Origin of the sequence: Bacillus cereus (genome assembly GCF_002577405.1) — a bacterium.
GTDB lineage: Bacteria > Bacillota > Bacilli > Bacillales > Bacillaceae_G > Bacillus_A > Bacillus_A cereus_AU.
The window spans coordinates 171980-186057 of the sequence record NZ_NULR01000010.1 but is presented as its reverse complement, the minus strand read 5'-3'; the positions used below and the strand labels follow the sequence as shown (position 1 = coordinate 186057).

Below are 14078 nucleotides of genomic sequence, written 5' to 3'. Positions count from 1 at the left end.
CCCGGTCGGGACCGCCATTTTAATAAGGCTCGGTAGCTCAGTCGGTAGAGCAGAGGACTGAAAATCCTCGTGTCGGCGGTTCGATTCCGTCCCGAGCCACCATTTTGAAGTCGCAAGCCGGCTTAGCTCAATTGGTAGAGCAACTGACTTGTAATCAGTAGGTTGGGGGTTCAAGTCCTCTAGCCGGCACCACTTTCAAAATGAGCCATTAGCTCAGTTGGTAGAGCATCTGACTTTTAATCAGAGGGTCGAAGGTTCGAATCCTTCATGGCTCACCATTTTCATTTTAATGCGGGTGTAGTTTAGTGGTAAAACAAGAGCCTTCCAAGCTCTGGTCGAGAGTTCGATTCTCTTCACCCGCTTTTCAATTATGGGCCTATAGCTCAGCTGGTTAGAGCGCACGCCTGATAAGCGTGAGGTCGATGGTTCGAGTCCATTTAGGCCCACCATAATTATTCCGCAGTAGCTCAGTGGTAGAGCTATCGGCTGTTAACCGATCGGTCGTAGGTTCGAGTCCTACCTGCGGAGCCATATTATAGAGAAGTACCCAAGTGGCTCAAGGGGCTCCCCTGCTAAGGGAGTAGATCGCGAACGCGGTGCGAGGGTTCGAATCCCTTCTTCTCTGCCAGAACTGGCCCGTTGGTCAAGTGGTTAAGACACCGCCCTTTCACGGCGGTAACACGGGTTCGAATCCCGTACGGGTCATACTAAAAGAGATAGCATAATCTGCTATCTCTTTTTTGTGTGCGCCCAGCATGCGCATAGTCTCTAGGATTCAAGTCCCGAATCGTGAAGGCAGTAGTAACGATTAGCTTAAGACAATTTTCAAAAGTATAAATTTTATTTTTACTAAAAGTTTTAATTCTAGGAGTAAATCGAAATACTAACATATGAAACATGGCCAAAACCTCCACCACGGCTTTTTCACCTCCTTTGTAGCTGCTACTTAGGGGGACCGCCAGAATTTCGAAAAACCCCACGTTAAGCAAAAAATAAAATAAGCTGCCCATATGGACAGCTTATTTACATAATTCTCTTTATAGGTATTGAAAAAAATCTGTTTCACTTTAATTGTATTTAATATTTCCAATCTGAGTTTCTTTGTATATTATCAGTTGCTTTATCTATATCCTCCATAAACTTTTTCAAGTTAAATAAGCCATTTTGTACTTGTTTTTGATATGTATCAATCCGATGTGCCATTATTCTTAATGTTTCTGGTTGAGGTGGGTTTGAAGCTGAAGAAAGCTCCATTAGTTCTTTTTCAATTCCATCGAATCCAATTAAAGCATTATTAATCATATCAACTGCAAATGATGCTTTATCTGCAATATGATCGACTTTATCAGCTGTACGACTTGTCTGATGCGTATTCCAACCACCATTCATATAGTTCGGAGTCTGTCCTAATGGGGGAGTCCAGTTTTTGGTCATTTGTTATACCTCCATTAACCTTGGAATTTATCCGTAAGTTCATCTATTTTATTCGTTAATGAATCAATTTCATCAGTTAATGAATCAATTTCATTTGTATATTTATCGACGTCTTTGATATTACGTTGCACTTCTGCTTGGTTTTCGATTGAACCATTAACTTTACTCATAACTTCTTGGGCAATTGACTGTACAAGAACTTGAACATGATCAGGAGCATTTTGACCGACTTGGGCAACTAATCGATCCATCAAAGCTTTAATTTGTTGTAATGTTTGAATTGAGTTCCCTAATTCTCGACCACAAGAATTTAATTCAGAGTCAATTCTATCACAAACTCTGTCAATTTTAGATTGAGTAATATTATCAATATCAACCAAAATCTTATCAATTTCATTTCCTGCAACACGAGTTGTTTTCTTACCTATAAACATACTTCCATCCCCTTTTAAAGATAAAGAATTATAAGACAAGTAAGTCTCACACTCTAATAATATATTAAAAATAAGCTTATGGATATGTAAAAATATCAAAAAATTTCCTTCTTTATCCCATATTTCATACATCCCTGTAATGATATGATTACTCGTCTTCTATTATTAAATCTATAAAGGTTTTAAAAGGGGTACCGCCACATCGCTATCAGGTTAAAGTTTTATAACGCCCCTAGAGGCTTCCTGCTATCCATAAAAGTCCCATATTTATATCAGTAGGATGTTTGACAATTATATATTGTATGCCTGTTTGAAAAATAGCTCCTAAAGCAATACCAATTAAAGAAAATGCAATAGGATTTAAAGTGAATTTCTTACTAAAAAATAAAAGTAAGAGAAATGTGAAAAGGGCCCCTAAAAAAGCGAACAGTGGTAGTGCATAACTTGGCGCTCCAGGAAATAAGAAAATAACAGGAGTTGCTGAAAATCCAGCTCCTTTCGTAATACCAATGACATCAGGACTTGCTAATGGGTTTCGAATTAAACTTTGTAACTAAGCCAAAGCCAGAAAGAATGCCGACAATGACACGTGGTAAGCGATACTGAAGTACAATATATGAGAATTTAGAATCCCCTTGCGGTAAGCTCGTCCATATTTCATGAAAAGAAATCCCTTTCACAATCTAAAGAAAACGCCTCCATTAAAATTGATTCCACACCTATTCCAATAACTTTACACTCTATGTGAAAAAGTTCACAAATAGGTCATAATTTGTGAAGTAATTCACAATAATCCATGCTACAATATGAATGTAAAGAAGTTAAACAACATTAAATTAGTATTTTAATTAATTACTTAAACAATAATAAAAAATATATGTAAAACACTTGAGAGGGGAAATTAAAATGAAAAAAGGTATCAATCGTGTAGTATTAGTAGGAACAGGAGCTGTAGGTTGTAGTTATGCTTACTCAATGATCAACCAAGGTGTAGCTGAAGAATTCGTACTAGTAGATGTTAATGAAGCAAAAGCAGAAGGGGAAGCAATGGACTTAAGCCATGCAGTACCATTCTCTCCAGCAGCAACAAAAGTTTGGAGCGGTAGCTATGCAGATTGTAAAGATGCAGATTTAGTTGTTATCACTGCTGGATTACCACAAAAGCCAGGCGAAACTCGTTTAGACTTAGTTGAAAAAAATACAAAGATCTTTAAACAAATCGTTCGCGGTATTATGGATAGCGGATTCGATGGAATCTTCTTAATCGCAACTAACCCGGTGGATATTTTAACTTACGTAACTTGGAAAGAATCTGGTTTACCAAAAGAGCGCGTAATTGGTTCTGGTACTACTTTAGACTCTGCTCGCTTCCGTTACATGTTAGGTGATTACTTAGATGTAGATCCACGTAACGTTCATGCTTACATCGTTGGTGAGCACGGTGACACTGAACTTCCAGTATGGAGCCACGCTACTGTAGGTGTACAAAAACTAGAAACAATCTTAGCGAACAACGAGCAGTATAACCAAGAAGATTTAGATAAAATCTTTGAAAATGTACGCGATGCAGCTTACCATATCATCGAACGTAAAGGTGCAACTTACTACGGAATCGGTATGTCACTACTTCGTGTAACTAAAGCTATTTTAAGCAACGAGAACAGCGTATTAACTGTATCTGCATACCTTGAAGGTCAATATGGTGAGAAAGATGCTTACGTAGGTGTTCCAGCTGTTATTAACCGCGAAGGTGTACGTGAAATCGTAGAACTTGAATTAAACGAAGAAGAAAAAGCGAAATTCGCTCATTCTGTAAAAGTATTAAAAGAAACAATGGCACCAGTACTATAATAATTGCTAAATAATTCAGAGGCGGGAAACTGCTTCCTACCTCTGAGTTTTTATATAATTTAATATAAATTCCTTTTCCGGTTTCCCTTGTATATCCCCAATATACCCCTTTTGCTGGATAAGGGTCGTTTATAGAAAAAGAGCACTCTACCTTAAATAGAGTGCTCTTTATTATTATTTTTTAGGTGTTAATCCTAATTTCGTTAAAATATCTGCGAGTGTACCGCTTTTTGACTTTTCAACAGACGTTTGTGATTTAGATGCATTTGGACCTTTTTTAAGAAGTTCTTTTCTACGAAGGGAATGTTTTTTTGTCGACAATGCTGTCTTTTGCAAATCCTCCTTTTTTACCATAGTTATTGGCAAGCAACTTACCATCTTCTTCAGTATCCAATTTCGTTGTGAGACGGCTTGAAATAGGCGAATACACCACCAAATGTAAGTGATAAACAGTGACAGCTCCCATTCCTATTTTTTGTTTTAAGGATATAAGAAAGCCCCCTAATAAATTTTTTATATCAGCATTTCAGTATGAATTGTAGTTGTAAAGGTGCGTTGTTCTTTACTTAGAATAAATGTGTGCTTATGAATTTTACATTTCAATAAACTTTGTGACAAAAAATGTTGAGAAACATTTTTTATGAAGGATTATTTTGTTTGTAATTCATGTTGAAAATTGCGTAAAAAACAGGTGAAAACCAATAAAATAAATATTGAGCAATAATGAAGGTGAGAAAGAGTAAGGGAAAATAAAGCGTTTGCAATGAATATTCGTCAAAATTCGATATTTTATATAGAAATGTGAAAAAAAATATACGTTTTTAAGAAAAAAACGTATATTTTTTATAAATTAACAAGGATATTTCAGTTTTTCGCAGAAATGATTTAAAGTATAAAAAATTCTGTCATCTTAGTGAGGTGAGCATATTGAGTGTAATAAATTGTGAAGAAGTGAAACGAGATGAGTTTCATACAGAAAAGTACTATGAAAGTTATAACATCTTTGGCGCACATGTTGTGACGGAAGATGAGATGAGAGGTGTACGATTTACAGTATGGGCTCCTCATGCGAAAGCAATGAGTGTTGTTGGAAATTTTAATGAGTGGGATTATGAGCAACATAAGATGCTACAAGTGACAGAAGAGGGGATTTGGTCCTTGTTTGTACCGCATATTGCAGAGAATGAGATATACAAGTATGCGATTGAAACACTGGACGGTGCTGTTATTTTAAAAGCAGATCCTTACGCAGTATATGCAGAAGTAAGACCGAATACGGCATCTGTAGTTTTTGATATAGAGGGATATGAATGGAATGATAAAAACTGGAATCGTAAGAAAAAGAAAAAATCGGTTTATAAAGAAGCGATGACAGTTTATGAATTGCATTTTGGCTCTTGGAAAAAGAAAGAAGATGGAGCTCTGTATTCTTACAGGGAAATGGCAGAAGAACTCATTCCTTATGTGGTGGAACATCAATTTACACATATTGAAATTATGCCACTGGTTGAGCATCCGTATGATCGTTCTTGGGGATATCAAGGAACGGGATATTATGCAGCGACGAGTAGATTCGGCACGCCACACGATTTGATGTATTTTGTCGATGAATGTCATAAATATGGAATCGGTGTCATTTTAGATTGGGTGCCGGGGCATTTTTGTAAAGATGCTCACGGTTTATATTTGTTTGATGGGACACCGACTTATGAATATAAAGATATAGATGTACAAGAAAACCAGGTATGGGGAACTGTTAATTTTGATTTAGGAAAAAGGGAAGTACGTAATTTCTTAATTTCAAATGCGTTATTTTGGATGAGGTATTTCCATATTGATGGTTTCAGGGTGGATGCAGTTGCGAATATGTTGTACTGGAAAAAAGAAGGACAAGAGCAAAGTAATGAGCATGCTGTTTCATTTTTACGTGAGTTAAATGAAGCCGTATTTGCAGAAGATGAAGACTTTCTTATGACAGCAGAAGACTCAACAGCTTGGCCACTTGTAACAGCCCCAACCTATGAAGGTGGGCTTGGATTCAATTACAAATGGAATATGGGCTGGATGAATGATGTGCTGAAATATATGGAGTGTGCACCTGAGTATAGGAAACATATTCATGAGAAAATGACATTTTCTTTAATATATGCTTACTCTGAAAACTTCATATTGCCGCTTTCTCATGATGAAGTCGTTCATGGGAAAAAGTCGTTATTAAATAAAATGCCGGGAGATTACTGGGATAAGTTTGCTCAGCTTCGTTTATTATATGGATATTTTTTTACTCACCCAGGCAAGAAGCTACTCTTTATGGGTGGAGAATTTGGGCAATTTGATGAGTGGAAAGACCTTGAAGATTTAGATTGGAATTTACATGATTTTGAAATGCATCGTTATATGCATGATTACTTTAAAGAGCTCATAGCATTGTATAAGCGTTCAAAACCACTTTGGCAGTTAGATCACTCACCTGAAGGATTTCAGTGGATTGATGCTAATAATAATGAGCAAAGTATTTTCTCGTTTATCCGCCAAGGGGATAAGCAAGAAGATGCGTTAGTTGTCGTATGTAATTTTACGAAAGCTACATATGAAAACTATAAAGTAGGTGTACCAGATTTCGAGTATTATAACGAGATTTTAAACAGTGATGCCCAGCAATATGGCGGATCGGGGCAAGTGAATAAGAAACGTCTCAAGGCGATTCTAGAACCGTATCATAATCAAGAGGCACATGTAGAAATTACAATTCCACCATTTGGCGTATCCATATTACGACCAGTGAAGACGAGAAAGGGGAGCAAAAAACAAGATGGCTCAAAAACAAAAGTGCGTAGCAATGTTACTAGCAGGGGGAAAAGGTAGTCGTTTAAGTGCATTAACCAAAAATTTAGCTAAGCCAGCTGTTCCATTTGGTGGTAAATATCGCATTATTGATTTTACGTTAAGTAACTGTGCAAACTCCGGTATTGAAACGGTGGGGATTTTGACGCAATATCAACCGCTAGAACTTCATAATTATATTGGAATCGGAAGCGCTTGGGATCTTGACCGTGTAAATGGTGGAGTCACTGTGTTACCTCCTTATGCGGAGTCTTCAGGTGTGAAGTGGTATACAGGTACGGCAAGTGCTATTTATCAAAACTTAAACTATTTAAGTCAGTATGAACCAGAATATGTCCTTATTTTATCAGGCGATCATATTTATAAAATGGATTACAGCAAAATGCTAGATTACCATATTGAGAAAGAAGCGGACGTTTCAATTTCTGTTATTGAAGTGCCATGGGATGAAGCAAGTCGTTTTGGCATTATGAATACGAATGAAGAGATGGAAATTGTTGAATTTGAGGAAAAACCGCAATTTCCACGAAGTAATCTTGCATCAATGGGAATTTACATTTTTAACTGGGCCATTTTAAAAGAATATTTAGAGATGGATGCAAGAAACCCTGAATCTAGTAATGATTTCGGAAAAGATGTACTTCCGCTTTTATTAGATGAAGGGAAGAAGCTGATGGCGTATCCGTTTGAAGGATATTGGAAAGACGTTGGAACTGTGAAAAGTTTATGGGAAGCAAATATGGATTTACTTCGTGATGAAACATCGCTAAATTTAAACGATCGTAATTGGCGTATTTGTTCTGTGAATCCAAATGAGCCACCTCAATATATTGCAGAACAGGCAAAAGTAGAAGAATCACTTATTAATGAAGGGTGCGTCATTGAAGGGGACGTGAAGCATTCTGTTTTATTCCAAGGAGTAACGGTGGAAGAAGGTAGTATGGTAATCGATTCCGTCGTTATGCCAGGAGCGAAGATTGGTAAAAATGTTGTGATTGAAAGAGCGATCGTTGGATCGGAAATGGTTATTGAAGATGGAACAATAATTCGTCCAGAAAAAAATGTTGACGATGTAGTACTAATTGCTGAAGGAAAATAGAAAAGGGGGATGAAATGAATGGGAGAAAAAATGTTAGGAATTATTAATGCAACGGGAAGTTTTCCTTCCCTAAAGAAAGTAACAGGGCATCGCTCACTAGCGGCGTTACCGTTTGGGGGCCGTTATCGACTCATTGATTTCATGCTTTCAAATATGGCGAATTCTAATATTCATAGTGTGGCGGTGTTTACAAGTCATAAAAACCGTTCATTGATGGACCATGTTGGATCAGGCAAACAGTGGGATTTAGATAGAAAACGAGACGGGCTGTTTTTATTCCCGCCAAACTGCCAATGTGATCAAGATGAGTTTGGGTCTTTTGCACATTTTAGAAGACATATTGATTATTTTCTTAGAAGCAGAGAAGAGTACGTTGTTATTACGAATAGCCATCTCGTAACAGCAGTAAATTTTCAAGCGGTGTTAGAGCGACATATACATACGTCAGCTGATATTACCGAAGTTTGTCATAATGGTGTTTCGCTTCAAACATATGTGTTAAAGAAACAATTATTATTAGATTTATTTGAGACATATAAAGATGTGGAGCAATATAGTTTATTTGATGTAGTGAGAGAAAAGCGCGGAAAATCACTGCATATTGCTACGTATGAGCATACAGGGTATGTAGCTATTATTGACTCAATTGAAAGTTACTATAAACATAGCTTAGAAATTTTGCAACCTGCTATTTGGAAGCAATTATTTAAGAAGGAAGCACCAATCTTTACGAAAGTAAAGGATGAACCGCCAACTCGTTATCTAAAGGGAGCAGTCGTGAAAAATACAATGATTGCAAACGGCAGTATTATCGAAGGTGAAGTAGAAAATAGTGTTGTCTCCCGTTCTGTTAAAATTGGAAAAGGTTCAATTGTTCGTAATAGCATTATTATGCAAAAGAGCCAAATTGGAGATAATTGTATAATAGACGGTGTTATTATTGATAAAGACGTGAAAATTGGTGACGGTGTCGTGTTAAAAGGAAATGCAGATAAGCCGTATGTTGTTGAAAAAGGAAGCGTTCAAAATAGTACGATTAATAGTTATTCTTGAAGAATCAGTGGGGAGTCCCCCACTGATTAAAGTTTTAATTTAAATGAAAACTCGAAGGGAGGAAGCTGCAAGAGAAGCAGTATAAGCTTTTCGCGCAGTGGGACAACAAGTGAATATTTTATTTGCAGTATCAGAATGTGTACCGTTTGTGAAATCTGGAGGATTAGCTGATGTAGCGGGTGCGCTCCCAAAAGAGCTGAAAAAATTAGGTGTGGATGTTCGCATTATACTTCCGAATTATAGTCTTATTCCGCAAAAATTAAGAGATGGATGCACGCTTCATAAAGTAATTAACGTTCCTCTTGGTTGGAGAAATCAATATTGTGGGATTTTAAAAGGCGAACAAGACGGAATTACGTATTACTTAATAGATAATGAATATTATTTTAAGAGAGATTCTCTGTACGGTCATTATGATGACGGGGAGCGTTTTTCTTATTTCTCGAAAGCAGTTTTAGAGTGTATTCCGCATCTTGATTTTGAAGTGGATGTTCTTCATAGCCATGATTGGCATACGGCTATGGTTAATTTCTTGCTTCGTGAAAAGTATCAAGATAACCCGTTATATGAGCGTATTAAAACGGTATATACAATTCATAACTTGCAGTTCCAAGGAGTATTTCCTTCTGAAGTGATGCATGACTTATTAGAGCTCGGTGATGAATATTTTCATAGTGAGCAGCTAGAGTTTTATGGAAATATAAACTTTATGAAAGGCGGCATTATCGCTTCTGATCAAATTACAGCAGTTAGTCCGACATATAAAGAAGAAATTCAATATGAGTTTTTTGGTGAGAAGTTAGATGGATTGTTGCGAAAATATAATGATAAGCTTAGCGGCATTGTAAATGGCATTGATACGAGCGTATATAATCCAGAAACGGATTCGTATATTACAGCTCAGTATAGTGCAGATTCATTAGATGAAAAGAATGAAAATAAACGCGCATTGCAGCGTTATTTTGGTTTGCCAGAAAAAGAAGATACACCAATTATTTCAATGGTAACGAGATTAACGAAGCAAAAAGGTCTTGATTTAGTGCGTACTGTATTCCGTGAAATAATGGAGGAAGATGTACAATGTATTATTTTAGGATCGGGCGATTCTGAATATGAACAATTCTTTGAGTGGATGGCATATGAGTACCCTGAGAAGGTAAAAGTTTATATCGGATTTAATGAAGAATTAGCTCACCAAGTATATGCAGGAAGCGATCTATTTTTAATGCCATCATTGTTTGAACCGTGTGGACTTGGACAACTTATCGCATTAGCGTACGGTACGATTCCGATTGTCAGAGAAACAGGTGGATTAAACGATACGGTACAATCTTATGATGAAGAAACAGGAGCAGGAAATGGTTTCAGTTTCACGAACTTTAATGCACATGACATGTTGTATACCGTTCGCCGTGCACTTGAATTTTATCACGATAAACTAGTGTGGGAACAGCTTGTAAAGCAAGCGATGACTGAAGATTATAGCTGGGGGAAATCAGCTCTTGCCTATAAGAAATTGTATAAAAGTCTCATGGAATAACATGTAGGTGGTGAAAAAATGTTTACTCATGTTGAAAGTTTCAAATCAACTTTTTTAGAAAAGTTAGAGACGATGTATGGGAAAAGTTTCAAAGACTCTACAACACGTGATCAATATAATACGCTTGGTCATATGGTACGTGAGTATATGAATAGTCAATGGATTGCTACGAATGAAAGTTATCGGTCTGGAGAGCAAAAGCAAATGTATTACTTATCCATTGAGTTTTTACTTGGGCGTTTGCTTGGAAGCAACATATTAAATTTAGGCATCAGGGATGTATGTGAGCAGGGACTATCTGAGCTTGGGATTTCTTTGCAAGAGTTGGAAGAGGTGGAAGCAGACGCAGGTCTTGGAAATGGTGGGCTTGGACGTCTAGCAGCCTGTTTCCTTGATTCACTCGCATCTTTAAACTTACCAGGACACGGCTGCGGAATTCGTTACAAGCATGGCCTATTTGATCAAAAAATTGTTGATGGTTATCAAGTTGAATTTCCAGAACAGTGGCTTCTTCATGAAAACGTATGGGAAGTAAGAAGATATGATCAAGCGGTAGAAGTAAGTTATTTTGGCAGTGTTGAACCGCTAGACATTGACGGGCGTTTAGAGTTCAGGCATACAAATGCTGAAGTCATTATGGCGGTGCCATATGACGTTCCAGTAGTAGGCTATGAGACGAGCACTGTAAATACGCTTAGGCTTTGGAATGCTGAACCAGTTCCTTTCCCGCAAAACTGCAAAGATATTTTGAAATATAAGCGCGAAACAGAGGCGGTATCGGAGTTTTTATATCCAGATGATACACATGATGAGGGGAAAATACTTCGTTTAAAACAACAGTATTTCCTCGTATCAGCAAGTTTGCAAAATATCGTTCGTATGCATAGAGAAAGATACGGTGATCTTCGTCAACTACATGAAAAAATTGCGATTCATATTAATGATACACATCCGGTTTTAGCTATTCCAGAACTGATGCGTATTTTATTAGATGAAGAAAAACTAGCATGGGAAGAGGCTTGGCACATAACGACGCAGACGATTTCTTACACGAATCATACGACGTTATCAGAAGCGCTTGAGAAGTGGCCAATTCACATTTTTAAAACGTTATTACCGAGAATTTATATGATTATTGAAGAGATTAATGAACGTTTCTGCCATGAACTTTGGGAACGTTATCCTTATGAATGGCATCGCATTGAAGAGATGGCGATTATTGCGCACGATCTTGTGAAAATGGCTCATTTAGCAATTGTCGGAAGCCATAGCGTAAACGGTGTCGCAAAAATTCATACGGAAATTTTAAAGCAGCGTGAAATGCGATTGTTTTATGAATTTTATCCAGAAAAATTTAATAATAAAACGAATGGAATTGCTCATAGGCGCTGGCTAATGAAAGCAAATCCACAGCTAACAAATCTCATTTCAGAGGTGATTGGAACAGAGTGGAAGAAAGAACCGATTAAGCTTCAAGCGCTGCAAACATTTCAGCACGATGCTAGTTTTCAAGAGAAGCTTGCGGGTGTAAAACAAGAGCGTAAGGTGATTTTAGCGGATCGTATTTATAATAAAATGGGGGTTACGATTGATCCAAATTCTATTTTTGATGTGCAAGTGAAAAGACTGCATGCTTACAAGCGACAATTATTAAATGTTCTTCATATTTTATATTTGTATAACCGTTTGAAAGAGGATGCTAGTTTTACATTTTATCCGCGTACCTTTATTTTTGGAGCGAAAGCGTCACCTGGCTATTATTATGCGAAAAAAATTATTAAATTAATAAATGAACTCGCAAGAAAAGTAAATAATGATCCGTACGTAAGTCAATATATGAAAGTTATCTTTCTAGAAAACTACCGAGTTTCTTTAGCGGAAGATATATTCCCAGCGGCGGATGTAAGTGAGCAAATTTCAACTGCGAGTAAAGAAGCATCAGGAACAGGTAATATGAAATTTATGATGAATGGTGCGATTACACTTGGAACGTTAGACGGCGCTAATATTGAAATAAAAGACCGAGTCGGTGATGAAGCCTGTTTCATTTTCGGCTTAACAGCAGAAGAGGTTCTTCATTACCATCAAAATGGTGGATACCGTGCAAGTGATTACTATCACCACAATATGCATATTAAAAAAGTAGTAGATCAGTTAACGAATGGTTTCTTTTCACAGTCAGGAGCTGAATTTGAAGCAATTTACGATTCTCTCGTTATTCAAAACGATGAATACTTCGTTCTGCGAGATTTTAGTCCATATGCTGAAAGACAAGAAGCTGTCGGTAGCGCTTATGAAAATAAGACGAAATGGCTAGAAATGTCGATTTTGAATATTGCACAATCTGGTCATTTTGCGAGCGATCGAACGATTTTGCAGTATAGTAATGAAATTTGGGGTATTGGTAATGCAGTTAAATTGTATTAAGTGAAAGTCCCTGTTGAAGGGACTTTTTTTATTATGTTGAAATGTGCTGAACTGTATATGAGAGGACTTTGGGTTGAAAATAAATACAAAAATTTAATCGCTTAGGAAAATAAAACGAGCTTAATGGGATTAAGCTCGTTTTATTTATTTTGCTTAAGAAAGAAATGGAATAGCGGTATATATTATACCTTTTCCACCATATTCTCCTGTCGCAAAGTATGAAAATGTAAAGAAACCTGTAAACGAAAAAATTACAATGAGCAAAAGTGCAAAGATAAATTTTAGCATGTAAGGTCCCCTCATCCAAAAAATAAATTCATAGATTATTATAGTATACGAATATATAATTTCCAATTGTTTACTGCTTAAAAATGAGAAGTCAGACATGTTTTGTATGTTGTAATGGAATGATTATTTATAATGGATTTTGTATTTTTCGTAAATGTCATATTGTGATGAACGTGTGCATATTCCCAGTTTTGATCGTTAAAATTGACATTTCGCGGAGGGAGAAGAGGAACGACATCAAATAAATTGACGAATCGAAAGCTACTAGCTACTTGTAGTTTATAATAATTTCGAAAGGCAACATCTCCAACTTTTGGAGAGGCGAATGTATAAAGTCCATACTGTGAGAAGGCGGTGTTGATCCGTGCATCTAGTATGTGTAGTGTGGCGAGTGCCCCTCCCAAGCTATGGCCTGTTGCAAGAAGTTTCTTATGGGCCGGTAATGATACGAGCATATCCATAATAGAATCTCGGCAGGATTCATAAATAGAAAGGAAGCCGTTATGGACATTTCCGCTATTTAAAGCGTATGGGTATGGTCTTTGGTTGACGAGTGAATCGATAATCCAGTCTGTATCTGTTTGTGTCCCTCTAAAAGCTACAATAATCGTATCCTCAGACTCTAGTATGAATCCAAACCAATCTGTCGTTTGAATGGTTTTTCCTTGAAAGCCTTGTACATATTGAAAACCATCCGGTATTTCGAAAATCCCATTTTGTTTATATTGTTCATACGTTAGATCGCAGCAAGATGCTAACAGTAGGGCAGTATCTTTATCAAAGGATAAAGGAGTACGCATTAGAAGCCCTCCTTAAGAAAAGGTATAGTTCAATATATGCAGTGAGGGACTTGATTCATTCTTTTTGAAAAAAGGCTTGAACCTACAGTTACGTGAGGGAGTATGGTTTTTATAAATACATCGTTAGGAGGAATGTAGGGTGGGAAAAAAGAAGGCTATTCAATTGGTGAGTTTTCAAAGAGAACGGGCATATCAATACGGACGCTACAATATTACGATGAAATTGGATTGCTTAAACCTGAAAAAATATGAGTTCAGGACACCGTGTATATAGAGGAAAAGATATTTTAACATTAAAAAAGATAGTT

General features: G+C 36.9%; 11 protein-coding genes, 8 tRNA genes and 2 pseudogenes. 15 read left to right on the top strand and 6 right to left on the bottom strand.

The genetic code is table 11. The annotated features are described in order from the left end of the window. Positions 1-26: 26 nt before the first annotated feature. The 8 genes from COC96_RS14350 to COC96_RS14315 all read left to right on the top strand — a co-directional run bounded on the left by COC96_RS14350 (position 27) and on the right by COC96_RS14315 (position 705). Positions 27-102, top strand: a tRNA-Phe gene (locus tag COC96_RS14350). Between the two features lie 14 nt (positions 103-116). Next, positions 117-192 (top strand) — tRNA-Thr (locus COC96_RS14345). A 10-nt stretch (positions 193-202) separates the two neighbouring features. Beyond that, positions 203-278, top strand: a tRNA-Lys gene (locus COC96_RS14340). A 13-nt stretch (positions 279-291) separates the two neighbouring features. Continuing rightward, positions 292-362 (top strand) — tRNA-Gly (locus COC96_RS14335). A 10-nt stretch (positions 363-372) separates the two neighbouring features. After that, positions 373-449 (top strand) — tRNA-Ile (locus tag COC96_RS14330). A 7-nt stretch (positions 450-456) separates the two neighbouring features. Then, positions 457-531, top strand: a tRNA-Asn gene (locus COC96_RS14325). Between the two features lie 6 nt (positions 532-537). After that, positions 538-628, top strand: a tRNA-Ser gene (locus COC96_RS14320). A gap of 5 nt (positions 629-633) precedes the next feature. Then, positions 634-705: transfer RNA gene (locus COC96_RS14315), tRNA-Glu, on the top strand. 372 nt (positions 706-1077) lie between these two features. On the opposite strand, the gene COC96_RS14305 is transcribed toward COC96_RS14315, so the two are convergent. From COC96_RS14305 to COC96_RS28060, 3 genes are all read right to left on the bottom strand, one after another. After that, complete coding sequence (locus COC96_RS14305; RefSeq protein ID WP_098269469.1) at positions 1078-1434, bottom strand: hypothetical protein; 357 nt, start codon at positions 1432-1434, stop codon at positions 1078-1080. Positions 1435-1448: 14 nt separating this feature from the next. Then, positions 1449-1868: a hypothetical protein gene (locus COC96_RS14300; protein ID WP_098269468.1), complete on the bottom strand. Its 420-nt coding sequence runs from the start codon at positions 1866-1868 to the stop codon at positions 1449-1451. 232 nt (positions 1869-2100) lie between these two features. After that, positions 2101-2373 carry an iron chelate uptake ABC transporter family permease subunit gene (locus COC96_RS28060; RefSeq protein ID WP_257201746.1) on the bottom strand — a complete coding sequence of 91 codons (273 nt, stop codon included), beginning with the start codon at positions 2371-2373 and terminating at the stop codon, positions 2101-2103. Between the two features lie 401 nt (positions 2374-2774). Here COC96_RS28060 and COC96_RS14290 point away from each other — a divergent pair, with 401 nt between their 5' ends. After that, a complete protein-coding gene (locus tag COC96_RS14290) occupies positions 2775-3719 on the top strand; it encodes an L-lactate dehydrogenase (RefSeq protein WP_000715332.1) in 945 nt (314 codons plus the stop codon). 174 nt (positions 3720-3893) lie between these two features. Here COC96_RS14290 and COC96_RS28055 read toward each other — a convergent pair. Then, positions 3894-4167 (bottom strand): annotated as a pseudogene (locus tag COC96_RS28055) (dockerin type I domain-containing protein); the annotation flags it as partial. Positions 4168-4646: 479 nt separating this feature from the next. On the opposite strand from COC96_RS28055, the gene glgB reads away from it, so the two are divergent. From glgB to glgP, 5 genes are all read left to right on the top strand, one after another. Further along, positions 4647-6584 (top strand): 1,4-alpha-glucan branching protein GlgB, encoded by a 1938-nt coding sequence (gene glgB / locus COC96_RS14275; protein WP_098768944.1) that lies wholly within the window; start codon positions 4647-4649, stop codon positions 6582-6584. Next, a complete protein-coding gene (glgC, locus tag COC96_RS14270) occupies positions 6532-7662 on the top strand; it encodes a glucose-1-phosphate adenylyltransferase (RefSeq protein WP_097904765.1) in 1131 nt (376 codons plus the stop codon). Before glgB ends, glgC begins: the two co-directional genes overlap by 53 nt. Positions 7663-7680: 18 nt before the next feature. Then, the gene (gene glgD, locus COC96_RS14265) at positions 7681-8715 is read left to right on the top strand and encodes a glucose-1-phosphate adenylyltransferase subunit GlgD (protein ID WP_098269465.1); all 1035 of its coding nucleotides are present in this window, start codon (positions 7681-7683) and stop codon (positions 8713-8715) included. A gap of 109 nt (positions 8716-8824) precedes the next feature. After that, entirely contained in the window at positions 8825-10255 is a 1431-nt protein-coding gene (gene glgA / locus COC96_RS14260) for a glycogen synthase GlgA (RefSeq protein WP_098768948.1), read from the top strand. 18 nt (positions 10256-10273) lie between these two features. Next, on the top strand, positions 10274-12682 hold the full coding sequence (gene glgP, locus COC96_RS14255) for a glycogen phosphorylase (protein WP_098269464.1): 2409 nt from the start codon (positions 10274-10276) through the stop codon (positions 12680-12682). Between the two features lie 153 nt (positions 12683-12835). Here the strand turns inward: glgP and COC96_RS28050 are convergent, their stop codons facing one another. Both COC96_RS28050 and COC96_RS14245 read right to left on the bottom strand, forming a co-directional pair. After that, positions 12836-12970 (bottom strand): hypothetical protein, encoded by a 135-nt coding sequence (locus COC96_RS28050; protein WP_097904762.1) that lies wholly within the window; start codon positions 12968-12970, stop codon positions 12836-12838. 77 nt (positions 12971-13047) lie between these two features. Beyond that, on the bottom strand, positions 13048-13770 hold the full coding sequence (locus COC96_RS14245) for a lipase family protein (protein ID WP_098269463.1): 723 nt from the start codon (positions 13768-13770) through the stop codon (positions 13048-13050). Between the two features lie 162 nt (positions 13771-13932). Between COC96_RS14245 and COC96_RS14240 the strand changes: the two are divergent. Continuing rightward, a pseudogene (locus tag COC96_RS14240) lies at positions 13933-14078 on the top strand (MerR family DNA-binding transcriptional regulator); the annotation flags it as partial.

Coding starts and splice junctions, on each gene's coding strand:
- COC96_RS14290 (WP_000715332.1), top strand. CDS start 2,775: ATGAAAAAAGGTATCAATCGTGTAGTATTAGTAGGAACAGGAGCTGTA.
- COC96_RS14300 (WP_098269468.1), bottom strand. CDS start 1,868: ATGTTTATAGGTAAGAAAACAACTCGTGTTGCAGGAAATGAAATTGAT.
- glgD (WP_098269465.1), top strand. CDS start 7,681: ATGGGAGAAAAAATGTTAGGAATTATTAATGCAACGGGAAGTTTTCCT.
- glgP (WP_098269464.1), top strand. CDS start 10,274: ATGTTTACTCATGTTGAAAGTTTCAAATCAACTTTTTTAGAAAAGTTA.
- COC96_RS28050 (WP_097904762.1), bottom strand. CDS start 12,970: ATGCTAAAATTTATCTTTGCACTTTTGCTCATTGTAATTTTTTCGTTT.
- glgC (WP_097904765.1), top strand. CDS start 6,532: ATGGCTCAAAAACAAAAGTGCGTAGCAATGTTACTAGCAGGGGGAAAA.
- COC96_RS14305 (WP_098269469.1), bottom strand. CDS start 1,434: ATGACCAAAAACTGGACTCCCCCATTAGGACAGACTCCGAACTATATG.
- COC96_RS14245 (WP_098269463.1), bottom strand. CDS start 13,770: ATGCGTACTCCTTTATCCTTTGATAAAGATACTGCCCTACTGTTAGCA.